The organism is Streptomyces guryensis (assembly GCF_021261325.1).
Taxonomy (GTDB): Bacteria; Actinomycetota; Actinomycetes; order Streptomycetales; family Streptomycetaceae; genus Streptomyces; species Streptomyces guryensis.
This window is the reverse complement of sequence record NZ_JAJSBI010000024.1, coordinates 100,111-121,738: the sequence shown is the minus strand read 5'-3', so window position 1 is coordinate 121,738 and position 21,628 is coordinate 100,111. Positions and strand designations below refer to the sequence as shown.

21 protein-coding genes are annotated in these 21,628 nt (G+C 69.0%); 14 read left to right on the top strand and 7 right to left on the bottom strand.

The window, feature by feature from the left end; translation table 11 throughout:
* The first annotated feature begins 127 nt into the window (after nt 1-127).
* The 5 genes from fdxA (at nt 128) to LJ657_RS35955 (ending at nt 4,559) form a co-directional block, all read left to right on the top strand.
* Nucleotides 128-457, top strand: coding sequence for a ferredoxin (gene fdxA, locus LJ657_RS35975; protein ID WP_232653114.1), 330 nt, complete (start codon nt 128-130; stop codon nt 455-457).
* A gap of 6 nt (nt 458-463) precedes the next feature.
* Nucleotides 464-1,897: an AmmeMemoRadiSam system radical SAM enzyme gene (gene amrS, locus LJ657_RS35970; RefSeq protein WP_232653113.1), complete on the top strand. Its 1,434-nt coding sequence runs from the start codon at nt 464-466 to the stop codon at nt 1,895-1,897.
* A gap of 31 nt (nt 1,898-1,928) precedes the next feature.
* Nucleotides 1,929-2,309: a cupin domain-containing protein gene (locus tag LJ657_RS35965; RefSeq protein WP_232653112.1), complete on the top strand. Its 381-nt coding sequence runs from the start codon at nt 1,929-1,931 to the stop codon at nt 2,307-2,309.
* A 133-nt stretch (nt 2,310-2,442) separates the two neighbouring features.
* Nucleotides 2,443-3,603 carry a pyridoxal-phosphate-dependent aminotransferase family protein gene (locus tag LJ657_RS35960; RefSeq protein WP_232653111.1) on the top strand — a complete coding sequence of 387 codons (1,161 nt, stop codon included), beginning with the start codon at nt 2,443-2,445 and terminating at the stop codon, nt 3,601-3,603.
* Entirely contained in the window at nt 3,600-4,559 is a 960-nt protein-coding gene (locus LJ657_RS35955; RefSeq protein ID WP_232653110.1) for a quinone oxidoreductase family protein, read from the top strand. Before LJ657_RS35960 ends, LJ657_RS35955 begins: the two co-directional genes overlap by 4 nt.
* A gap of 70 nt (nt 4,560-4,629) precedes the next feature.
* On the opposite strand, the gene LJ657_RS35950 is transcribed toward LJ657_RS35955, so the two are convergent.
* The gene (locus LJ657_RS35950) at nt 4,630-5,550 is read right to left on the bottom strand and encodes a diiron oxygenase (RefSeq protein ID WP_232653109.1); all 921 of its coding nucleotides are present in this window, start codon (nt 5,548-5,550) and stop codon (nt 4,630-4,632) included.
* A 162-nt stretch (nt 5,551-5,712) separates the two neighbouring features.
* Between LJ657_RS35950 and LJ657_RS35945 the strand changes: the two genes are divergently transcribed.
* The 7 genes from LJ657_RS35945 to LJ657_RS35920 all read left to right on the top strand — a co-directional run bounded on the left by LJ657_RS35945 (nt 5,713) and on the right by LJ657_RS35920 (nt 11,935).
* Nucleotides 5,713-7,221: an RraA family protein gene (locus LJ657_RS35945; protein WP_232653108.1), complete on the top strand. Its 1,509-nt coding sequence runs from the start codon at nt 5,713-5,715 to the stop codon at nt 7,219-7,221.
* Entirely contained in the window at nt 7,136-7,555 is a 420-nt protein-coding gene (locus LJ657_RS49155; RefSeq protein ID WP_372488019.1) for a 2Fe-2S iron-sulfur cluster-binding protein, read from the top strand. The genes LJ657_RS35945 and LJ657_RS49155 overlap by 86 nt, the downstream gene beginning before the upstream one ends.
* A gap of 179 nt (nt 7,556-7,734) precedes the next feature.
* A complete protein-coding gene (locus LJ657_RS35940; protein ID WP_232653107.1) occupies nt 7,735-8,211 on the top strand; it encodes a hypothetical protein in 477 nt (158 codons plus the stop codon).
* The gene (locus tag LJ657_RS35935; protein WP_232653106.1) at nt 8,208-9,155 is read left to right on the top strand and encodes a ketopantoate reductase family protein; all 948 of its coding nucleotides are present in this window, start codon (nt 8,208-8,210) and stop codon (nt 9,153-9,155) included. Before LJ657_RS35940 ends, LJ657_RS35935 begins: the two co-directional genes overlap by 4 nt.
* Before the next feature lie 2 nt (nt 9,156-9,157).
* On the top strand, nt 9,158-9,874 hold the full coding sequence (locus tag LJ657_RS35930; RefSeq protein ID WP_232653105.1) for a M24 family metallopeptidase: 717 nt from the start codon (nt 9,158-9,160) through the stop codon (nt 9,872-9,874).
* Nucleotides 9,875-9,885: 11 nt separating this feature from the next.
* Complete coding sequence (locus LJ657_RS35925) at nt 9,886-11,202, top strand: Nramp family divalent metal transporter (RefSeq protein WP_232653104.1); 1,317 nt, start codon at nt 9,886-9,888, stop codon at nt 11,200-11,202.
* Nucleotides 11,203-11,272: 70 nt separating this feature from the next.
* Nucleotides 11,273-11,935, top strand: a complete 663-nt coding sequence (locus LJ657_RS35920; RefSeq protein WP_232653103.1) for a YczE/YyaS/YitT family protein — start codon at nt 11,273-11,275, stop codon at nt 11,933-11,935.
* An 85-nt stretch (nt 11,936-12,020) separates the two neighbouring features.
* Here LJ657_RS35920 and gatA read toward each other — a convergent pair whose 3' ends face one another.
* From gatA to LJ657_RS35890, 6 genes are all read right to left on the bottom strand, one after another.
* The gene (gatA, locus tag LJ657_RS35915; RefSeq protein WP_232653102.1) at nt 12,021-13,526 is read right to left on the bottom strand and encodes an Asp-tRNA(Asn)/Glu-tRNA(Gln) amidotransferase subunit GatA; all 1,506 of its coding nucleotides are present in this window, start codon (nt 13,524-13,526) and stop codon (nt 12,021-12,023) included.
* Nucleotides 13,527-13,532: 6 nt separating this feature from the next.
* Nucleotides 13,533-13,706 carry an Asp-tRNA(Asn)/Glu-tRNA(Gln) amidotransferase subunit GatC gene (locus LJ657_RS35910; protein ID WP_232653101.1) on the bottom strand — a complete coding sequence of 58 codons (174 nt, stop codon included), beginning with the start codon at nt 13,704-13,706 and terminating at the stop codon, nt 13,533-13,535.
* Nucleotides 13,707-14,527: 821 nt separating this feature from the next.
* Nucleotides 14,528-15,061 carry a 4'-phosphopantetheinyl transferase family protein gene (locus tag LJ657_RS35905; protein WP_232653100.1) on the bottom strand — a complete coding sequence of 178 codons (534 nt, stop codon included), beginning with the start codon at nt 15,059-15,061 and terminating at the stop codon, nt 14,528-14,530.
* 196 nt (nt 15,062-15,257) lie between these two features.
* The gene (locus tag LJ657_RS35900; protein ID WP_232653099.1) at nt 15,258-16,286 is read right to left on the bottom strand and encodes a class I SAM-dependent methyltransferase; all 1,029 of its coding nucleotides are present in this window, start codon (nt 16,284-16,286) and stop codon (nt 15,258-15,260) included.
* Between the two features lie 33 nt (nt 16,287-16,319).
* The gene (locus tag LJ657_RS35895; protein WP_232653098.1) at nt 16,320-19,322 is read right to left on the bottom strand and encodes a non-ribosomal peptide synthetase; all 3,003 of its coding nucleotides are present in this window, start codon (nt 19,320-19,322) and stop codon (nt 16,320-16,322) included.
* 484 nt (nt 19,323-19,806) lie between these two features.
* Complete coding sequence (locus LJ657_RS35890) at nt 19,807-20,628, bottom strand: thioesterase II family protein (RefSeq protein WP_232653097.1); 822 nt, start codon at nt 20,626-20,628, stop codon at nt 19,807-19,809.
* A gap of 68 nt (nt 20,629-20,696) precedes the next feature.
* Here LJ657_RS35890 and LJ657_RS35885 point away from each other — a divergent pair, with 68 nt between their 5' ends.
* Together LJ657_RS35885 and LJ657_RS35880 are read left to right on the top strand one after the other, a co-directional pair.
* Nucleotides 20,697-20,912, top strand: a complete 216-nt coding sequence (locus tag LJ657_RS35885) for a hypothetical protein (protein WP_232653096.1) — start codon at nt 20,697-20,699, stop codon at nt 20,910-20,912.
* Between the two features lie 53 nt (nt 20,913-20,965).
* Entirely contained in the window at nt 20,966-21,616 is a 651-nt protein-coding gene (locus tag LJ657_RS35880; RefSeq protein ID WP_232653095.1) for an O-methyltransferase, read from the top strand.
* Nucleotides 21,617-21,628: the final 12 nt, after the last annotated feature.

Genomic DNA, 21,628 nt, shown 5'->3' with positions numbered 1-21,628 from the left:
CGTCCGGGCGCTCGCCAATGACCGTACGGATTCTGTTGCCTGCTGAATTTATTCGCTGTAGCGTCGGTCCCGCTTCGTGCCGCTTCATCTCGCACATTCAATCCCTCCGTCTCGTGGGAGAACTCGATTGACTTACGTGATCGCGGAACCGTGCGTGGACATCAAGGACAAGGCCTGTCTGGATGTTTGTCCGGTGGACTGCATCTATGAAGGTGACCGCACCCTGTACATCCATCCCGATGAATGCATCGACTGCCATGCCTGCGAGCCGGTCTGCCCGGTCGAGGCTATTTTCCCGGAGGCTGAACTCCCGGAGAAGTGGTCGCATTATGCGGAGGTCAACCGTGAGTTCTTCGCCGACCTGGGTACCCCCGGCGGGGCCGCGGGAACGGGACCCACGGGTGCCGATCACTCCGCCGTCAGCGCTCTCCCCGTAACGGCCAAGGACGGAAGGTAGACAGAGATGGCGGACAAGAAATGGCAGGAATTCGGCTATCCGGCACGCCTTGAGGAGCGCCTCCCCGACGACGTGGTCCGCTGCCATCTGAGCCCCCGAAACTGCCGTATCAGGCCGGGGCAGCATGGCTTCTGCATGGTGCGGGCCAACCGCGACGGGCGCCTGGTCAGTCTGAACTACGGCCGCTCCGTGCACGCCACGGAGGAGACGATCGAAACGGAGGCGGTCTTCCATTACGAGCCGGGTGCCCGCATCCTCTCGATGGGCAACATCGGGTGCATGCTGAACTGCGACTACTGCCACAACTGGAAGACGTCGCAGGCTCGTTATGTCGAGGACAAAGACGTCTTCTACTACACGCCACAAGAGGTCGTCGACATCGCCAAGCGGCACGACATAGGCGTCATCTCCTGGACGTACAACGACCCGGTCGTCTGGCACGAGTTCGTTGTGGAGACAGCGGCCCTGGCCAAAGAGGCCGGAATCGTCAACCTCTACAAGTCGGCCTTCTTTATTTCCGAAAAGGCCATCGACGAACTCATCCCGGTCATCGACATCTTCTCCATCTCGATCAAATCGATCGACCCCAAGTACTACCGGAAAATCACCAAGGGCTGGCTCGAACCCGTTCTGGACGGCACCGAGCAGGTGTACCGCGCGGGAAAGCACGTCGAGGTTTCGACGCTCATGGTCACGGACCTGAGCGACAACGAGAAGACCGCCCACGACATCGGCGCGTTCGTACTCGACAGGCTCGGTCCCGAAGTTCCCACGCACTACGTCCGATTCCACCCGGACTACAAGATGACGGACACCATCCGTACCCCCGTCGACCGGCTGGAGGCCGCCCGCCAGGTCGGGCTCGGGATGGGGCTGCGCCATGTGTACCTCGGCAACGTCTACGACACCGACTCGACCAGCACCCGGTGCCACAACTGCCAGGAACTGCAGATCACCCGGTACGGCCTGAACGCGGAGATCCTCGCCGTCAGCGCGGACGGCACGTGCACCAAGTGCGGTGCGGACGCCAACATCCGACGCATTCCCGGGGGCAGTACACGGCCGGCCACGGTTCCCGCGCTACCGGCCTCGGGCAGCTTCGACACGGCGACCTTCGACTGGTACGGAGACGTCCGGGCCCTGCATGTGCAGGTGCGCAACGACTCCGCCGACGTACGACGGGTCTACCACCGGCGTACCCACCTGGGTGCCAAGGAGGCCCCCTGGGCGGTCCTCGAACTGCAGCCGCAGGAGAGCTACCGGTTCATCGCCGCCAAGTCCGAGCTGGACGAGCGCGGAGTGGCCGTCGCGATCCCGCCGGGCTGCACCTCGTCCCTGCACCAGGTCTTCGACCGCGCGCACTTCCCGACCACAGCGGCGGACAGCGGATCACTGAACGCCGACGTCACGCCCCTGCCGCTGTTCGAGACGCGCGGCTGACCCGGGCCCGAACCGACAAGGAGGGATGACCATGACCGCGGCCGGTAAGACCGAGGAATTCGCAGACGTCGTCATCGTGAAGGGGGCCGATGTCAAGGGCCGGGAGGCGTTCCCGAACCTGACGCGGCGCGTGCTCTCGTACAACGACAAGCTCATGCTGGTCGAGCATGTGATGGAGCAGGGGTCGGTGTTCCCGCTGCACAGCCACCCGCACGAGCAGCTCGCCTATCTCGTGTCGGGCCACATCCGGGTGCGGGCCGGCGCCGAGGAGTTCGAGGCCGTCGCGGGCGACAGCTTCGTGGTGAAGGGCGGCGTCGAGCACCAGGTGCACGCGATCGAGCGGTCGGTCGCCCTGGACATCTTCACCCCCTTCCGTGAGGACTACGCCGAGTGGATCGACGAGGTCGGGTGACCCGCCCGTCGCCAACAGGCTCGGGCTGCCGGGGCAGTTGTCCGCCCCGGCGCTCGGGCCGCACACCCACCCTGGCCTCCGCACGTGGGACGGCCGGCCCGGAACGTACACCCGACCCAGAAGGGGGAGACCGGTGACACGGACCGCGACCCGAGAAGAGGCGGGCCGCACCAGCCCGGTGGCGCCGCTGGCGATGGTGGTCGGCCCCACCCGGCCGCCCGCCTCGGTGCTGCAGCGGATGAGCGCCCCGGCCCCGCCGCTGACCGACCGGGAGTTCATCGCCGAGTTCGGCCGCTGCCTTGCCCGGCTGCGCCGGCTGGTCGGCTCCGCGTCGGCCGAGGTGGCGGTCGTGCCGGGCAGTGGCACGCACGGCATGGAGAGCATCGCCGCGAGTCTGCTGGAGCCCGGTGTCCCCGTCCTGGTCGCCTCGACCGGTATGTGGGGCGACCGCTGGCGTGACATCTGCCTGCGGCACGACATCCCGGTCCGGGCCCCGCGGTTCCCGGTGGGGCGCGCACCCGACCCCGAGCTGTTGGAGAAGCTCCTCGCCCGCCGGGAGCACCAGGCGCTGCTGGTCGCGCATGTCGACTCCAGCAGCGGGGTACGGGCCGACCTTCCCGAACTGGCCCGGCTGGCACGGAAGTACGACGCGTTGATCCTCGTCGACGGCGTCTCGGCGATCGGCGCGGAACACATCGAACTGGATTCCTGGGGCCTGGACGTCTATCTCGGCGGACCGCCCAAGGGCCTGGCCGGACCGGCGGGGCTGGCGACCTACGCCTTCAGCGCACGGGCGGCGCGGCGGTTGCGCGAGCGGGCCTGGCGACCGCACACGTACTCCCTCGACCTGGCCCCCTGGCTCCCCGTCATGGCGGCCACCGAGCGGGGCGAGTTCGGCTACTTCCAGTCACCGGCCGGGAACCTCGTACTCGGTCTGTCCGAGGCGCTGCGGCTGGCGCTGGAGGAGGGCCGACAGGCCCGCGTCGGCCGGCACCGCGCGCTGCGGGACCTGCTCCACGAGGGCTTGGCCGACATCGGCGTACCGCTGCTGGTACCGCAGGAGCGAGACCGGGCGTACGGCGTCACCGTCGGCGAGGTGCCGCAGGGGCTCGGAGAGGGCGCGCTGCTGAGTGCCGTCGCGGAGCAGGGCGTACTCCTGCAGGCCGGCACCTTCCGGCCGTTGGGCCGCAACACCTTTCGCATCGGGCACCTGGGCTCGGTGACCGAGGCGGACATCACCAGGACGATCGCCGCACTGCGGGCAGGACTGACGCGTTCCCGGAGGAGACTGTGACAGTACGGACCCTGGCCGCCCAGCTCGTCGACCTCGATGCCGCGCCCCTGGTCGCCGAAACGGAACTGCGTGAGCCGTCCGACGGCGAGGTCGTCGTCGACATGCACTATGCCGCCCTCAACCCGCTGGACACCTACGTCATCAAGGGTGCGGTCGGCGGGCAGGCCGCCCGGCCTCGTGTCCTGGGCGTCGAGGGCGCGGGAATGTGGGAAGGCCGGCCGGTCGTCGTGCACGGCCGGGGGCTCGGCATCGTCCGGGACGGCACCTGGGCCGGGCAGGTGGTGGCGCACCCGGACGCGCTGGTGCCGGTGCCCGACGGGGTGAGCCTGGAAGCGGCCGCGTGCGCTGCCGTCGTCGGCACCACCGCGATCCGGGCGACTGTGGACGTCGGCCGGATCGAGGACACCGACCGGGTGTTGGTGCTCGGCGCGGCGGGCGGGGTCGGCCAGGCGGTCTGCAGCCTGGCGTGCGGGGCCGGCGCACAGGTGTGGGGACAGACCGGCAGCGCCGACAAGCTGCAGGCCGTCGCCGCCACGGGGGCCACCCCGCTGCTCGCCGCGTCCGCGAAAGAGCTCGCCGCGGCGGCGGACCCCCTCGTGCCCACGATGGTCTTCGACGCCCTGGGGGGAGCCTTCACGGGCGCCGCGGTGGATGTCCTCGCGGAGTACGGGCGGCTGGTCTCGTACGGCACCAGCGCCGGCGCCGACAGCATGCTGTCCCTGCGCACCGTCTACCGCAAGAACCTCGTCATCGCCGGTTACGGAGGGGGCGCCGAACCGCCGGACCGCATCAGGGCGGGCACCGAACTGGCGCTGCGCGCACTGCGCGAGGGGGACCTGGTGATCCCGGTGTGCGAGACCTATCCGCTCGCCCGGGTCGCCGCTGCACTGGACGCCTTGATCGGCCGCACCGCGGTCGGAAAGATTCTGCTCGACGTACGGAGCACGGCACCGTGACCGGTGCCGTGCGGGGCGGTCCTGACCAGCGGAAGACCGGCCGTGCGCGCCCTCGCACGGCCGGTTCGTCTCACTCCAGCAGTCCGCATCGGAAGAAGGAGTCAGCCACCTTGTCCGACTCGAAGACCCCCTGGCGATCCAGCAGCCGCAGGGTGGCTGCCGAGTCCGCCCGCATGTCCGCCCGTACCCGCGCGAGCGGATATGTCTCCTCCATCACACCCCGTACGGCCTCGGGGCCCAGGCCCGTGGCCCGTAGCACGACGCTCGTCGCCGCGAGGTCGGGCTGCAGGAACGCCACGATGAACTCGGGCAGCAGCGTGCCCACCAGGTCCTGCTGGCCCGGCGTCAGCTGGGGCCACGCGTATTCGAAGAACCGCGCGAAATACGCATGGTGGCGGCCCTCGTCCTCGGCGTGGTCGGCGATCGTCTCCCGTACGGCCGTGAACACCCGCTGGTCCTTCGGAATACCGGAAAGGATGCTGGATATCAGCGTCTCGGACACCACGGTGAAGAAGAGGTCGGCGAGCGGTCGCATCGACGGTTCGAGTTCCGATTTCACGGTGCCGAGGCGGGTCAGGAAATAGGGCTCCCCGGCCGCCTCCGGTAATTCTCCCGTCGCCGTGATCAACTGGCACTGCAGGTCGTCTGAGAACTGGGCGTGCCAGGATTCGTCCGTACATATCTTGTAGGCGTCGCGGAGCATGGCCGTGGGGAGTTCGAAGCCGCTTCGCCGGCGGCTCACCAGCTGGGTGACGGGCGTGACCACCAGCTGTTCCAGATCGGCGGTGAAGTCCAGGTACACATGCAGCCGTTGGAGCAGCAGACTGTTGATGACCCGCTGGTCCTGTTCCCTGACCAGGGGGTGGTAGAGCACCGGGACGAGCTCGGGCGGGAAGAACACTTTTCCCTCTTCGAGTTCGTCGAGGGCGCGTTGGGGCTTTACGCGGACGCTCGACCTCCTCTCCCAGCCGGAGAAACTCGATCGATACATCTGTTGTGAACCAGGTTCAGCAGGCATAAGAATCCTCCCGCCTGAGATTCGGATGTATCGAACAGTAATGCCCGTCGATATTCAGAGCAAGGCTCACTGGATGTTGCCGGGTCCGCGAGAAATGCGACAGAATCCGCTACGGAACCAAAGGGGTTGATGAAGATGGGTGATGTCACCAACGGACAGTGGGCCGTCGACTCGGAGATTGTGGACAAACTGCGCCAGGCCTATACCGGGGCGTTGACCGACATTCTCGACGGACTCGGTTATGTGAAACAGAGCCTTTCCGGCGACTTCCTGTTCGAGGACCCCGGCATGCGGATGGTCGGGCCCGCGTACCCCGTCGAGTGCGTGCCGAATCCGCTGGCGGTGTCCCACGGCAAGAGCGCGCGGGGCCTGTTCGAGATGCTGAGCTCGGTGCCGGCCGACCACATCGCCGTGGTGCAGATGAACGGCATCGACGCCTCCATATTCGGCGATCTGTCCATCACCGCGCTGCAGGCCCGGGGCGCGGCGGGCGCGGTCATCGACGGCGGTGCCCGCGACCTGCACTCGGTGCACGAGATGGGCTTCCCGGTGATCTCCCGGTTCGTCCGGCCCCAGGGGTTCATCCAGCGTGGGGACTGGGTCACCTGGGGCAAGGAGCCGGTGCACATCGAAGGCGTGCGGATCGCCCCCGGCGACTATCTGGTGGCCGACGCCTCGGGCGTGGTGATCGTGCCCCGGGAGGTCGCCGCGAAGGTGGCGGACGAGGCGGTCGAGGTGGCGGTCAAGGAGGAGGCACTGCGCGACGCAGTGCGCTCGGGCATGAGCCCGCTGGAGGCCTTCGACCGGTACCTGGTCAACGGGGAGAAGCGCGAACTCAGCTCCTCACCGGGCGGGGCCCGCGCTGTGCAGAGCGGCGACAGTGGCTGCTGCGGGGAGCGCAAGGCCGCCCAACAGGCCGAGCGCGCACAGGTGTCGGCTCCGGCCCTGACCCCGGCTCGCCCGGCCGGGGTCAGGGCCGGCGCGCGCCCGTACCAGGGGCGGGTGGCGGAGGGCGACCTGACCCGCCGTGCGGGCGTGGAGCAACTGGAGGAGCGCGGCGTGGACGTCATCGCGCTGCGCGAGAAGCTGATCGACGCGGCCGCCGCCGAGTTCACGACGTACTACTACTACACCGTGCTGCGCCACTTCCTGGCGGGCAAGGAGGACTACAAGGCGATCGCCGAGGATGCGCGCCTGGAGGACCGCTCGCACTTCGAGCTGATCACCCCTCGGATCTTCGAGCTGGGCGGCACGATCCCGTTCGACATCCGGGACTTCGCCGACCGGGCCGGCTGCCCGGACGCCTATCTGCCCAACACCAACAACGGGCGGATGACCTGGGGGAACGACGGTGACGACGCGACGAGTCCGGCGAACTCCGTGGAAATCCTCACGGTACTTCTCGAAGCCGAGCGCTGCGCAGTGCGCTCGTGGTGGGAAATCTGCGACATGACCTTCGGAAAGGACCCCAGGACGTACGAGCTTGCCATGCGCATCCTCAACGAGGAGATCGAGCACGAGGCCTGGTTCATCGAATTGCTCAGCATGGAACGGGACGGTGTGGCACGCCCGTCCGGACATTTCAAGCGAGGTGAGATCGGTGACGCTCCCTGGAGCCGGAACAAGCCCTTCGGCCACCCCTGACGAACCCGGTTACGAGATACGTATCCAGTACGGGGGGACGGTCTCGACCATCTATGCGCATCGGGGGGAATCTCTTCTCGATGCGGCCGAACGGTACGGCATGCGACTCCCCCGGACATGCCGCCAAGGATGGTGCACGACCTGTGCGGCCCGCATCGAGGAAGGAAGCGCCGAGCACTCCACGGCGCGCCGTTTCTACCCCGTCGACGAGGCGGCAGGCTTCGCACTGCTGTGTTCGGCGCGACCGCTGTCACCGATGAGCGTGGTGGCGGGCCAGCACGCTGATTTCCGGGAACACCGCATCCGGAACGGGCTACCGGTACCGCGCGCCTGAAGGTATGTCCGGTGTGAGTTACTGCCGGTGGCGCGGCCGTGGAGAATTCACGGCCGCGCCACCGGCCTTCCAATTTTCCGGCCAATTCCATTTCCCTGGGCCGTCGTTGACACTTTCGGTGCTGCTCTGCTGTTCTGTATGTCATGCGAATTCATATGGCGAACAGGCTGTGTGTGAGTGTGGAAGGGCTGGACTTCCTCAATCCGAATCGACTGCAGGACGGCCGTGAATGCGGCGTCCGCCTCGAACTGCGGATCAATGAGCCCGATACGCTCCCCGGTTCGATCTACGCTTCGCGCGCCTTCTCCATCACCCGGGGCGTATGCCGTTTCGACCTGCTGGAATCAGCACCCGGGGCCCAGGACCGGATGCACTGGCACCCGGAGATGCCGAACGGCGAGGGCCGCAAGCGCCTGTACGACGACGAGTTGGCGCACGATCCACTGGACTGGCTCGGTCGGCAACTGCGCGATGCCGTCGCCCTGTTGAAGGTCGGCGGAATCGACGACCCCGAGCGCTTCGCCGACGACGCGCTGCTCCTGGCGCGGATGGCGGACGACATCGTCGCCGATGCCGCCGACACGCTCAGCCGTTCCCGGCGCGCCCCCTGGCCGCCGGTGGAGCGACGCGACGAGCGCGGAATGGCCGTGGTGTGAGAGCACTCGTCGTCGGAGCCGGCGCCACCGGCGGCTACTTCGGGGGACGGCTGCTCGAAGCGGGTCGTGACGTGACCTTCCTGGTACGGCCGGGACGTGCCGCCCAGCTGAGCGCCCACGGACTGATGATCCGCAGCCCGCACGGGAGTGTGCGACTGGCCCCGAAGCCGGTCACCGCCCGGGACCTGACCGAGCCGTACGACCTGGTGCTGCTCACGGTCAAGGCGTACACCCTGGAACAGGCCGTCGAGGACATCGCGCCCGCAGTCGGCCCCCGCACGGTGATACTGCCCGTGCTCAACGGCCTGCGCCACGCGCACCTGTTGGAGCAGAAGTACGGGGGCCACCGGGTCGCGGGCGGGGTCTGCCTGATCACCACCACCCTCGACCCGGACGGCGGCGTCCGCCAGCTGGGCGGCCAGCAGGAACTGCGCTATGGCCCCTGGCAGACCCCGGGCCCGGCCGCGCTCCCCGCACTCGGTCCCTGGCTGGACGGCGTGGGCTTCACCGCGCGGCCCTCGCCCGGCATCCGGCAGGAGATGTGGGAGAAGTGGGTGTACGTGGCAGCCGTCGGCGCGGTGACCTGTCTGATGCGCGGCCTGGTCGGCGAGGTCGTCGCGGCCCCGGGCGGAGCGGACTTCGCCGGGCGGGTGGTCGCGGAGTGCGCGGCCGTCGCCGCCGCCTGCGGGCATCCCGCCCGTGCCGAGGCACTGCGCCGGGCGCGGGCGACACTCACCGAACCGGGCTCGACCACGGCCTCCTCGCTCTACCGCGACCTGCTGCGCGGAGGCCCCGTGGAGGCCGACCACATCCTCGGCGACCTGGTCGAGCGAGGCGCCGAACACGGAGTCGACACTCCGCTGCTCGGCCTCGCGTACACCCAACTATGCGTATACCAACAGGCGTTGAGCCGGGCAGACCGTACCGGTCCTATGGAGGTGTGATCATGAGTGAGGCCGTCGTCCCCACGGACGTTGACGAAGAGACCAGGGCGCTCAACCTGATCGAGGCCGAGCGCAAGGCCGTGGCGCTGTTCGACGAAGTGACCGACCGGGGGATCGTGGCACCGGGCCGATGGGAGTCCGAGGTCAGCGACGAGGTCAGGGACCTGGCCGCCGAACTGTTCGGCACCGGCAAGCACTGGCACAAACGCATCGTGAGGTCCGGCTCCAACACCCTCCAGCCCTACCGCGAGAACCCGCCGGACCGCCGGATAGCCGCCGGGGACATCGTCTTCCTGGACTTCGGCCCGGTGTTCAGCGAGTGGGAAGCCGACTTCGGGCGTACATACGTGCTGGGCGACGACCCCGAGAAGCTGCGTCTGCGGGACGACCTGCCGGGAATCTGGCAGGCCGGCCGGGAGCACTTCGAGAAGCACCCCGACATCACCGGCTCGGAGCTCTACGCGCACGTCGTCTCGCTGGCCGAAGCCGCCGGATGGGCGTTCGGGGGTCCGCACAGCGGCCATCTGGTGGGCGAGTTCCCGCATGAGCTGATCGACGCCGACCTCGTCAACAGCTACATCGCGCCCGCCAACCACCGGCCGCTGCGCACCACCGACGACGCGGGCCGTCGGTGCCACTGGATTCTGGAGATCCACCTGGTCGACCGGGCACGGACCTTCGGCGGGTTCTACGAACAGTTGCTGACGCTGAGCCGTTGAAGGAGGCTCTGGTGAGCACGGACACCTCAGATGCGAGCACCTCTGGGACGAACACCCTGGGGACCGACTCCGCCGAAGGAACCGCTCCCCGGCCGTACGCCGTCGTGCTGCGCCGTGCCCGCGGCCTGGTCATGCTCGGTCCGGCCTTCGCTGCCGCCATCGCCTATGTCGATCCCGGCAACTTCGCCACCAACTTCGTGGCCGGTGCCGACCTCGGATACCGGCTGCTCTGGGTCGTGGTCGCCGCCAATCTGCTGGGGATGCTGGTGCAGGTCCTCGCCGCCAAGCTCGGCCTGGCGACCGGGCAGAACCTCGCCGAGCTGTGCCGGGACCACTACCGGCGGCCCGCGGTGTGGTGCATGTGGGTGCAGGCCGAACTGGTCGCCATGGCAACGGACTTGGCCGAGGTGATCGGCGGGGCCATCGCGCTGGCGCTGCTCTTCGACCTGCCACTGACGGCGGGCGGGGTGCTGATCACCGTGTTCTCCTTCGTCCTTCTTGCCTTCGAGGCGCGCGGTAAGCGGAAGTTCGAGGCGCTGATCGCTGCCTCTCTCGCGTGCATCCTGGCTGGCTTCGCCTGGAACATGGTGCGGTCGGGGGTACGTCCCGCAGACTTCGCGGGCGGACTGATCCCCTCCCTGCCCGACGCACAGGGCCTGTTCATCGCCGGTGGCATCGTGGGCGCGACGGTGATGCCCCATGTCGTCCATCTCCACTCGGACCTCGCCGGGCGCCACGCACGGGAGACGACGACACCCTCCGACGCCGGCGTCGGCCGTCGCCGACTTCTGTGGCAGGTACGTCTCGACGTCTTCGTGGCGCTGGCCTTCGCGGGTCTGGCGAACATGGCCATGCTGATCGTCGCGGCCAAGATGTTCCACGCCGGTCCGCTGGAGATCGACACCCTGGAGAGCATCCACGCCGGCTTCGGCACTCTGCTCGGCAGCGGGGCCGCGCTGGCCTTCGCTCTCGCACTGCTGGCCTCGGGGCTGGCCTCCACCTCGGTCGGCACATACGCGGGCCAGGTCGTCATGGCCGGTTTCCTCGGCCGCTCCCTGCCCCTCGTACTGCGCCGGGCGATCACGGTGGCACCCGCGCTGGTCGTCCTGGCCGCCGGAGTCGATCCGACCCGGGCCCTGATCTGGTCCCAGCTCATCCTCTCCTTCGGGATCCCCTTCGTCCTGATCCCGCTGATCGGGTTCACCCGTGACGCCCGGCTGATGGGGCCGCTGGTCAACACCAGGACGACCACCGTGCTCGCGGCCGTGCTCGCGGGTGTCGTCGTGCTGCTGAACATCTTCCTCGTGGTGACCGCCTTCGTCCCGTGACCCGGCGGAGCGTCCCCACCGCCCGTCCGTTCCAGTCCCGCTGTTGGCTCCCTGTGGAAAGGCAAAGCCAGTGTTCATCAGCTCGATCGTGGGCGGAAGCCGCCTCCCCTCCGGCACGGGCCATCGCCTGGTGACGTACCTCGCCGGCTGTCTGGTCTTCTCGTTCGGCGCCTATCTCTTCATCTACTCCGACCTGGGCACGGACCCGCTGGACGTGTTCGCCCTGGGCCTGCTGAGGCATGTGCCACTGACGGTGGGTATCGCCCAGGCCGTCATCGCGGCGCTGTGCATTCTCGTGTGGGCCGCCTGGTATCGGCGCCGCCCCGTGGTCCTCCCCTTTGTGACCTTCTTCCTGTGTGGCAGCGTCATCGACCTCCTGCTGCTGGCCGACCCCGGACGTCTCCTGCCCCTCCCGCACGTCGTGCTCATGCTGATGGCCACCACTCTGTGTGCCTACGCCTCGTCGCTGATCATCATGAGCGGGGTGGGCATCCGCGCGATGGACTTGGTGGCCATCGCCATGGTCGACAAGTGGGGCTGGCCGTTCTGGGCCGCGAAGATGTCGATGGAGGGCGTCCTGCTGGCATCCGGCTACCTGATGGGCGGGCCGGTGGGAGTGGGAACGGTCTGCTTTCTGGCGGTCGTCGACACGATGATCCAGCCCTTCATGCGGGCCAACGCCCGAGTTCTGCGGATCCCCAACCTGGGCATGCCCAGCCTGGAGAAGCCCTGAGCGCGAGCCCGGCAGCACGCCGCGGGGCGGACCCGCTGCCGGGCAGGGCATCAGCGCCTGCGGTCGCGCCCAGGTGCTCGGTGCGTCACAGCGCAGTGGCCCGGTCGAGCAGGCGCTGACCCCACCGATCGGTCAGCGCCTGCTCCAGGGTCGCGCCGACCCTGTAGAGCCGGTCGTCGGCCATCGCCGGGGCGATGATCTGCAACCCCACCGGGAGGTCGTCCTCCGGCGCCAAACCGCAGGGCAGGGACATGACCGCGTTACCTGCCAGGTTCGACGGAATCGTGCACAGGTCCGCCAGATACATCGCCATCGGATCGTCGACACGCTCACCGATCGGGAACGCGGTGGTCGGCGTGGTGGGCGAGACCAGCACGTCCACGTCGGAGAACGCGGCGTCGAAGTCCCGCACGATCAGGGTGCGGACCTTCTGCGCGGAGCCGTAGTACGCGTCGTAGTAGCCGGAACTCAGCGCGTACGTACCCAGCATGATGCGGCGTTTGACCTCGGGACCGAAGCCCGCTTCCCGCGTGAGGGCCATGACCTGTTCGGCGGAGCGCTCTCCGTCGTCGCCGACGCGCATCCCGTACCGCATGGCGTCGAAGCGGGCCAGGTTCGAGGACGCCTCGCTGGGCGCGATCAGGTAGTACGCCGCCAGCGCATAGGTGAAGGAGGGGCAGGCGACCTCGACCACCTCGGCGCCCAGTTCGCGCAGCAGTTCCACGGACTCGTCGAACCGCTGCATCACGCCTGCCTGGTACCCCTCGCCGCCCAGCTCCTTCACCACGCCGACCCGCATCCCGCGGATGTCGTGCCGCCTGGCGGCCTCGACCACGGCGGGGACCGGGGCGTCGATCGAGGTGGCGTCCAGCGGGTCGTGCCCTGCGATCACCTCGTGCAGCAGGGCGGCGTCGAGGACGGTACGGGCGCACGGGCCGCCCTGGTCGAGGGACGAGGAGTAGGCCACCAGGCCATAACGGGAGACCGCGCCGTACGTCGGTTTCACCCCCACCGTGCCGGTCAGTGCGGCGGGCAGCCGGATCGACCCGCCGGTGTCGGTGCCGATCGCCAGCGAAGCCTGGAACGAGGCGAGCGCCGCTGCGGATCCGCCCCCCGAACCTCCGGGGATGCGGGTCAGGTCCCATGGGTTGCCGGTCGGCCCGAAGGCACTGTTCTCGGTCGAGGACCCCATGGCGAACTCGTCCATGTTGGTCTTGCCCACAATCACGACGCCGGCGTCCTTCAGCCTCTTGGTGAGCGTCGCGTCGTACGGCGGGATCCAGCCGTCGAGCATGCGGGAACCGCAGGTGGTTGGCATTCCGCGGGTGGTGAAGACGTCCTTGAGGGCGAGTGGGACACCGGCCAGCGGGCCCAGTTCGGCGCCCGCCACACGCCGGGTGTCCACCGAACGGGCAGCCTCCAGCGCGCCCTCGGCATCCACGTGGAGATAGGCGTGCACCTTCTCGTCCACTGTATCGATCCGGTCGAGATGGGCTTGTACGACTTCGACGGAGGAGACGTCTCCAGCGGCGATGGCCTCGGCCGTCTGTGAGGCATCCCAGCGAAGGAGATCAGCGGTGGCGGAATCCATGGTGTGTCACTGCTCCCCGTCGTCCTGTGTTGTGCCGTTCGTGGTGACAACCGCGACACGGGACACCATGCCGATGATGGTGTTGAGCTGGTCGGTGAAGCGGTCCAGTTCATCGCTCCGCAGGTCGAGCTGCGAGCGCCGGGCGAGGTGGATGACATCCTCGCGCGAGATGCCAGGCATTCAGCGATCCCTCGGGGGTGAGTTCCTGTGGGCCGACCGGGGGCCGGACAGATCCCCCATCCTAGATGCACGATCCCAACTCACCCTCATCGTAAGGGTGTTCGAGATCGCGTGGGCTGTGGTCCCCACTTGAGAGGGCGTGGTGCTTCACCCGAGGGGCTGGGTCGGATCCGGCGCGGGATACTTCGCTCGGCGGACACTGGGCCCAGAATGCGAGTGTGGGTCCGCGAGTCTGTGGAGGAGGCGTCCAGATGGCTGCGGTGAGGTGCTCGTACGAGTTCAAGCGGGACGTGGTCGAGTTGGTCGTGCTCGCCGCCCGGTCGATGGCGTGACCGAGCGGCTGCTCTTCGCCTGATGCGGTGGGTGTGCGGGGCATGGACGGGCAGGCGGGGTTCGTCGGACGCACGCCTGCCACGCTTTCCGTGATCGTCTCGTATGGGTGATCTCGACAGGCCGTGCCACCACGGTGTCGCCATGGAGCTGTGTAGTCCGGTTCATCGCATTGCCAAGGGTGGGGAGCGCAAGGGGAGCGGTTTCCGTGGCCGTATGGCCGGCCTGAGCCTCTGAGCTGGGCTTTTGCTCATCTGGGAGGGGCGAGTCAGGGATACGCAATGGGTTTCGGTGGACAACCGGTGGACAGGCGTGCGTGACGCTCCATCAGTGGCCTGCCAGTGACCCTGGGGCGGCGGGTGAAATGCGACCGCCTTCGACGGGACGAATCGCTGCGGCGGGACTGTCCGGTCCTGCCGGGTCCCATCAAGTCCGGCTCGGGTCCTGGGGCATGCGCCTGATCACGCCCGCGTCACGCTCAACGCGCCTCGTCAGGCCGTCCATCGGCGGAGCGCGGTGTCGCCGTCGGCCAGGACGAGCCGCCGTGGCGTGCCGGTGAGGGCGAGTCCCGCCACGTGGGAGCCGTCGATGTCGAGATTGCGTACGTGGATGGGTTCCGTCGGCCACCCCGCCACGGGGTGCGGGCAGCGCACGACTCCGTCCGGCGCGCTTACGTCGAAGCCGCCGAGCCCCAGGCCGAGACCGTGACCCGTCAGCTTGACGACCGCTTCCTTCTTCGTCCAAAGCCGGTGGAAGGCGCCCCGCAGCCCGGATCGCTGCTGCCGCTCCAGAAGTCCGTGTTCCCGGGCGGTCAGTACACGGCGGGCCGTCGCCGCGTGCGAGCGGTCGTCGAGGGGCTCCACATCGAGGCCCACCGTGCCTCCGACGGTGCAGGCGATGGCCAGCACCGTGCCGCCGTGAGTGACGGAGAAGTCGAGTCCCACTCCGTTGCGGACGAAGGGCCTGCCGTGCGGGGCACGGCAGCGTGTGCACGTGCGTTCCACGCGCAGGGTCCGAGGGTCCATGGCCAGGTACCGCGCGATCAGCAGACGCTGAATCGCGCGGGAGGCGGTCCGCGGGTCGGGCCGGCTCGGTTCGTGTGCCGTACCGTCCGGCCACCGGGCCCGGGCAGCGAGCCGGGGCGGAAGGCGCTCGGCTCGGAACACCCAGAGGTGGCAGTCACCCGTGCGCGGCGGTGTGAGTGCTGCCTCTGTCGGCATCTCAGTTCCGGGTCGCGGGCGACAGCTCGAAGAGGTATCCGTTGGGCGGCGTCGTGGTCGAGTGCACGGCGTCGCATCGCCAGCCGGCTTCCGCGAACGCCTTGTGCCATTCCTCCAAGGCGGGCAGGTATACCCCCATCAGGGCGTGGATCGTCTCGAACCCGAGCTGGAAGATGGGCGTGTCCGCCCGCGGGACCTCCTGTGTGCGCACCACGTCGCACAGCACCAGCCGTTCGGCCCGGGGAAACACTCGTCGCAGTCGTTCGAGGGTCGCGACGCACGAGTCGTACGGCCAGAAGTCGTGGCCCATGAAGACGCAGCTGACGGTGTCCACCTCCGCGAACTCGGGCCGGGGCTCCAGCCGGAGCACGTCGCCCTGGTGGACGGTCATACGCTCGCCGAGTCCGGCCTCCCGGGCAGCGTCCGTGGCCAGTCGGACCGAGGCGGAGGAGATGTCGACACCCACGCAGCGGGCCTCGGGATGGCGGCCGGCCACGCGGACCAGCCGCTGTCCGGAACCGCAGCCGAGGTCGGCGATCTTACGGACCGGGGTACGGGCGAGGATCTCGTCGAAGAGCGCCTCGACCTCGCCGTCGCCGATGAGCCGTGAGCCGATCGCCACCGCCCGCATGTCCCGCCGGTAGAAGGCGCCGCTGCGGACCTCCTCCAGGGCCAGGCGGGGCGCTTCGGAGAACGCCTCGCCACATCCACGGACCAGCCAGTAGAAGTACCCACGGGCCGCGAAAGCGGCGTCGAACGCGGGGCCGGTGACGACGGTCTCTTCGTCCTTGATCTCCACGACCTCGGCCCAGTGCAGGGCGCGGTACACGCTCTGCACGACCTCGTCGTTGAGTCGCTCGTCGCCCCCGTTCCCGAACGGTGCCGCGCCCGTCTCCGCCAGTCGGTCGAGCAGTCCCAGCTCCTGTGCGGACGACAGGGCCGTGGCCGCCACGTAGGAGGAGAAGATGTCCGCGACCGGGCCACGCGTCCAGGTGGCGGGGTCGGGCGAGTGGGTCTGAACAGAGGTCATGTCTGGATTCCCATCATCTCGTTCCAGAGGCCTTCAGGTGGCGGCGGACCGTGCGTCGTGCAGTTCCGCGGCCAGCGAGGCCGCGGTGGGATGAGTGAAGACGAGCCGCAGTGGGACCTCGTGGCCCAGGGTTTCCTGGAGCAGTCCCACGGCCTCCACGGCCAGCAGGGAGTGGCCGCCCAGGGCGAAGAAGTCGTCGTCGGGACCGACCGGGCGGTGCAGCAGCGACGTCCACACGGACGCCACGGCAGCCTCCAGGTCCGTGGCCCAGGTCGCGGACCGGGGGGTCGCCCCCTCGGTGGGCGCGGCAGTGGCCAGCCGTGTCCGGTCGATCTTCCCGTTGGGGGTTCGGGGCATGTCGTCAACCGGCACGATGTCCGAAGGCACGAAGTGGGAGGGCAACCGGCGGGCCAGCCATCCGCGCAGCACCGCGGCATCCGGTACGGCCTGCCCGCGGGGCCCGGTGACGAAGGCCACGAGGTGCCGGTGTCCCCCCTCGCCCACGGCCACCACCGCGGCGTCGCGGACCGAGGAATGGGTGGCGAGCACGGCTTCGACCTCGCCGGGTTCGATGCGGAAGCCCCGCACCTTGACCTGGCTGTCGCGCCGTCCGAGGAACCGCAGCTCTCCCTCGGCGGTCCAGCAGCCCAGGTCGCCCGTACGGTAGCCGCGTTCCCGTTGCGCCGTCGCCGGGAGGAAGGAACGGGCCGTGCGCTCCGGCTGGTTGAGGTACCCGCCGGCCACGGTCGCCCCCGACACCAGGATCTCGCCTGGGACCCCGACGGGCACGGCGGACTGCTCGCTGTCGACGACCTCGACCCGCACGTTGTGGTTCGGAGGGCCGACGGGCAGAAACTGCTCGTCGCCCTCGACGCGGTAGAGGGTGGCGCCGATCGTGGTCTCGGTCTGCCCGTAGACGTTCGACACCCGTCGGCCGTCCGCGACCCAGCAGGCGGCCAGCGCGGGCGCGCACTCCTCCCCGGCCACCACGATGTCCGCGAGGCTCGGTACCTGGGACGGTTCGAGCCCCGACAGGACGGACGGGGGCAGCGCCGCATGTGTGACCGTTCCGGCGCGGATCGCCTCCGCCAGGCCGGAGCCCGCCAGCACGACCTCGGGATCCGGCACGTACAGGGAGGCGCCGGCTGTCAATGCGAGGAGCACCTCCCAGACAAAGGCGTCGAAGCTCGCGGGAGCGAAGCGCAGGACGACGTCCTGCGGGCGCAGCCCGAAGTGGCGGCGCTGCCACAGAGCCAGATGGGCGAGCGGGACGTGGCCCACCGCGACACCCTTGGGGCGGCCCGTCGACCCCGACGTGTAGATGACGTACGCGTCGTCACCGCCCGCCGCCGTCGGCACCGCAGCGGCCGGGCCGGTCCCGTGCGCCCACTCCTCCTCGAAGGCCAGCTTCTCCGGCCGGAAGGCACCCTCCGGCACCGCGTCCCGGCGCGCCACGACGCAGTGCACGTCCGCGTCCTGGGCCATGTACGAGAGCCGGTCCGCCGGATAGGCGGGATCCAGGGGGACGAAGGCGGCCCCGGCGTGCAGGACACCGAGCATGACGGAAACCTGCTCGGGACACCGGGGCAGACAGATGCCGACCCGGCTTCCGGCCCGGACCCCTCGTCCACGCAGGAACTTCGTGATCTGCTCCGCCCGCCGGTGCAGCTCGGCGTAGCTCCACTCCGCGCCCGCGGCGCGGACCGCGGGCGCGGACGGATCCCGTGCGGCACGTTCGGCGATGAGCTCGTGGACCTGCAGGCCGGGTGCCGGGGCGACTTCTCCGGTCGACCAGGAGCGCAGCAGTGCCTCTTCCTCCGGTACCGGCATGGGGACCGACCGCAGCGGCGTGTGAAGGTGGTCGGGCACCGCCCGCAGCATGGCCGCGAAGTGCGCGGCGAGCGTGCGCGCTCCGTCCGCTCCGCACACGTGGAGACGGTGGCGTACGACGAGCTTTGAGGTGGTGGAGGTCTCCACCACCTCGACGGCGATGTCGAACTGTCCCTCTTGGTGCCGGACGTCGTAGGCACCGAGCGTCAGACCGCCGAGTTCCAGCCTGCGCGGCGACTCGCCTGAGGCGAAGAGGTCGAGCAACGGCAGGCGCGTGGTGGTGCGTTGGTAGCCGAAGCCGAACTGTCCGACCGGCCCGGCGCCGGCGCCGCCCCCGAGGCGGGCGGCGATCTGCGCCAGGGACGGCTGAGGCCGCACCCGTGCCGACTCCACCAGGGTCTGGGCGTCCCGGACCGCATGCGCGAGCGGCTGCTCGGTCCGGTCGGCCGCACGCACCAGCAGCGGCTTCACGAAGTACCCCACGGCGCCGGGGAAGCGGCGCCGCCGCGCGGAGGTGACGGGACAGACGACCGTGACGCCGCCGGACGGCTCGCCGGCATGTCTGTGCAGGACCTCCTGATAAGCGGTCAGAAGGACGGGGAACAGGCTCGTATTCGCAGAGCGTGCGGCCGCCCGCAGCCGTGGCAGCAGATCGGCGGGAAGGTCCAGTTCCGTGGTGCCGGTCCCGGTCCGGCGCCGACGGGGCACGAGACCGGGCAGGCCCACTGTCCCGGGGGCCGGTCCCTGCGGCGCGGCGTCGGCGTGCCATGTGGGGTCCGGGGCCGCCGCGTTGCGGATCTCCTCCAGGACGAAGTCCGCGTAGGAGCAGGAGAGAGGCGGAAGGGACGGTTCCTCACTGGTGCGCAGCGCGCCGTAGAGGGTCAGCAGGTCCTCGACGATCCTGCCGTGGGACAGGAAGTTGGTGACGATGTGGTGGGCGACCACCACCAGGACGCCCTCGTCGGCAGACAGCCTGAAGAAGCCCGCCCTGACGCAGCCGGCGGGCTCTTCCAGGCGGAAGGGGCGGTCGACGAACTCCTGCACCCGCGGCCTGACGGCGTGGGCCGTGCTGCCGTCGGCGTCGTGTACGGCGAATTCCGCCTCGTACGCGTGGGGAACGGTACGCCGAGGGCGCCCGTCCGGCCCCTGCTCGAAGCCGCTGCGGAGCTGTTCGCCGTGGTCAGGGCGTAGGTGAAGCCCGCACACGCCGCGTTGAGGTCGAACGTCCCGGCCCGCTCGCATCCCAGTGCGTGGGCGGCCTGCGGGGCCACGGCGGGCATCGGCCGCTGGTGCGTGGCGGTCGCCACGATCAGCAGATCCACGTCCTGCGGGCGTACCCCGGCGTCCGCCAGCGCCGCGCGTCCGGCCCGGGCGGCCATGGTGGGGAGTGATTCCTCATCCGTGGCGTGGCGCCGTTCCTTTACTCCGCTGCGCGAAGATATCCACTCATCGCTCACGTTCGCGCGACCGGATATTTCCGCATTGGTGACAACCGTCTCGGGCCGATACGCGCCGATCCCGCTGATGCGAGCGCCAGGAAATGTGGACACGGGCATTCCTTCCGAGAAAACAGGTCGGCAATTCAGCGCCGAGCCGCGTAACGCGGTGCGGTGGGTGAGGGACTACGGATATACGAATACGAAGGTGAGGGTCCAACGAGCGATAAATAATCGAAGCGCTTCGAAAGCGGTTAGGAAAAAACAGCCTGTCCTGCCCGGGCGTCTCCTGGGCACAGGGACTCGAGCAGCCGGGCCAGCTCGCGGGGTGCGGACTCGAGCAGATGGTGTCCCCCCGGCAGCGCGAAGACGCGGGTGGCTCCCGAGGTGACGGCCGCCCAGGCGGCGGCGTCCTCGGCGCTGATCTCGTCGTCCGTGCCGTGGACCGCCACGACGTCACACCGGACGGCCGGGAGCGCCGTGTGGTCGTGGTACTCGAAGGCGCGGACGTCGGCACGCAATGCCGGGATCATCAGATCGAGCAGCCGCTCCCCGAACGGACCCGGCGGGAGTCGGCCGCGGCCGAGCAGCCAGCTGCCGAGCTCGTTTCGGCCCAGTTCACCACGGCCGAACGCGGACGGCCGCACCGCCTGGGGCGCCAACTGGCCGACGACGATGAGGGACTCGGGCCCGGGTAGCCCCGACGCCTCGATACGGCGGACCGCCTCCAGGGCCGTGGCTGCGCCGGAGCAGACGCCCACCACGTGATACGGCCGCCGATCCGCGGCGATGAGCGGGAACATCCCGGCCGCGAGGTCGTCGACCTGCGCCGCGAGCGTCTCGCAGGGAGCCTCCGCCAGCCGGTTCTCCCGGCCCGGAAGACGTACCGCGCGCAGGGCGATCACGGGATCGAGGGCCTGCGTCACCCCGTGCCAGCCAGCCGCGCCGTGGCCGGCGTCACCGAGGGCGTAGACGACGTATGGGGCCGACGCGTCACAGTCCTCGCGCACAAGGAAGCGCCGCGCGAGTGACTCTGTGGGGATGGAGGCGCCGGCAGGGCTCGATGCTTCGGTCACGTTGCCGCTCTCCTGGTCATAGGGGTCGCTAGCAAAAGTCGGTCGAAGTCGGCGGAGTCGTCGAAGGCGTGTCGAAGCGCTTCGACGATCTCTCATCACACCGCGTGATTATTGATGTCAACGGGTTTCCGCTCATCCTCTGGCTGAGGATCGGATTCATCAAAAATGTTCGCCTTTTTCCTGATGCTCGTCGGCGGTTGACAGTCACTGAAAGCGCGTTCTATGTTCCTGGAGAAATTGGCCTTCGGCTGTCTTTTTCTGCCGCCCGTGATGATCGGATCTGAATTTCCGTCCGCGCCGTCATTCATTCGCTTTCCTTCACGGTTTGGAGATCGGTATGGAAGAAACCCACCTGGTTCGCTGGTTCGACACCGTCCGCGGTTTCACCAAGGAGTTGTGGGACCACGTACTGGACAGCGGCACATCGATCTCCGAACTGTCGGCGAGCGTGCCGGAGTTGGCGCACCTCATGCACCTGGTCGACACGTTCGAGGTCCGCTCTGTCGTCGAGGTCGGGTTCAACATCGGCTTCTCCAGCCACGCCTTCCTGGCCGCCTCCGACAGCGTCGAGGTGGTGTCCTTCGACCTGCCGGAGAACAAGGCGGCCCTGATCGGCAAGGAGTTCATCGACCGCCGGTTCCCCGGCCGCCACCGGCTGATCACCGAGGACTCGCGCACCGCCCTGCCGAAGTACGTCGCGGAGCACGGCGAGGCCCTGTTCGACTTCGCCTTCGTCGACGGCGGACACGACTACGACGTGGCCAAGGCCGACATCGAGCACTGCCGAGTGCTGTGTCGGCCGGGAAGCCTGATCGTCGTCGACGACCTCACCCCGTGGGTGCCCTGGGGCGTCGGCCCTACCCGCGCGTGGACGGAGGCGGTGGAGGCCGGTGACATCAAGCCGGAGGAGATCTACATGGACGGTGTCCTGGCCGACCGCATCGAAGGGCCTGCCGACCGCGTCTGGGCTCAGGGACGTGTCAAGTAGGAGCGGGCGGGG

Coding starts and splice junctions, on each gene's coding strand:
- LJ657_RS35910 (WP_232653101.1), bottom strand. CDS start 13,706: ATGCCTGGCATCTCGCGCGAGGATGTCATCCACCTCGCCCGGCGCTCG.
- LJ657_RS35950 (WP_232653109.1), bottom strand. CDS start 5,550: ATGTATCGATCGAGTTTCTCCGGCTGGGAGAGGAGGTCGAGCGTCCGC.
- amrS (WP_232653113.1), top strand. CDS start 464: ATGGCGGACAAGAAATGGCAGGAATTCGGCTATCCGGCACGCCTTGAG.
- LJ657_RS35880 (WP_232653095.1), top strand. CDS start 20,966: ATGGAAGAAACCCACCTGGTTCGCTGGTTCGACACCGTCCGCGGTTTC.
- LJ657_RS35945 (WP_232653108.1), top strand. CDS start 5,713: ATGGGTGATGTCACCAACGGACAGTGGGCCGTCGACTCGGAGATTGTG.
- LJ657_RS35930 (WP_232653105.1), top strand. CDS start 9,158: ATGAGTGAGGCCGTCGTCCCCACGGACGTTGACGAAGAGACCAGGGCG.
- LJ657_RS35900 (WP_232653099.1), bottom strand. CDS start 16,286: ATGACCTCTGTTCAGACCCACTCGCCCGACCCCGCCACCTGGACGCGT.
- LJ657_RS35905 (WP_232653100.1), bottom strand. CDS start 15,061: ATGGACCCTCGGACCCTGCGCGTGGAACGCACGTGCACACGCTGCCGT.
- gatA (WP_232653102.1), bottom strand. CDS start 13,526: ATGGATTCCGCCACCGCTGATCTCCTTCGCTGGGATGCCTCACAGACG.
- LJ657_RS35965 (WP_232653112.1), top strand. CDS start 1,929: ATGACCGCGGCCGGTAAGACCGAGGAATTCGCAGACGTCGTCATCGTG.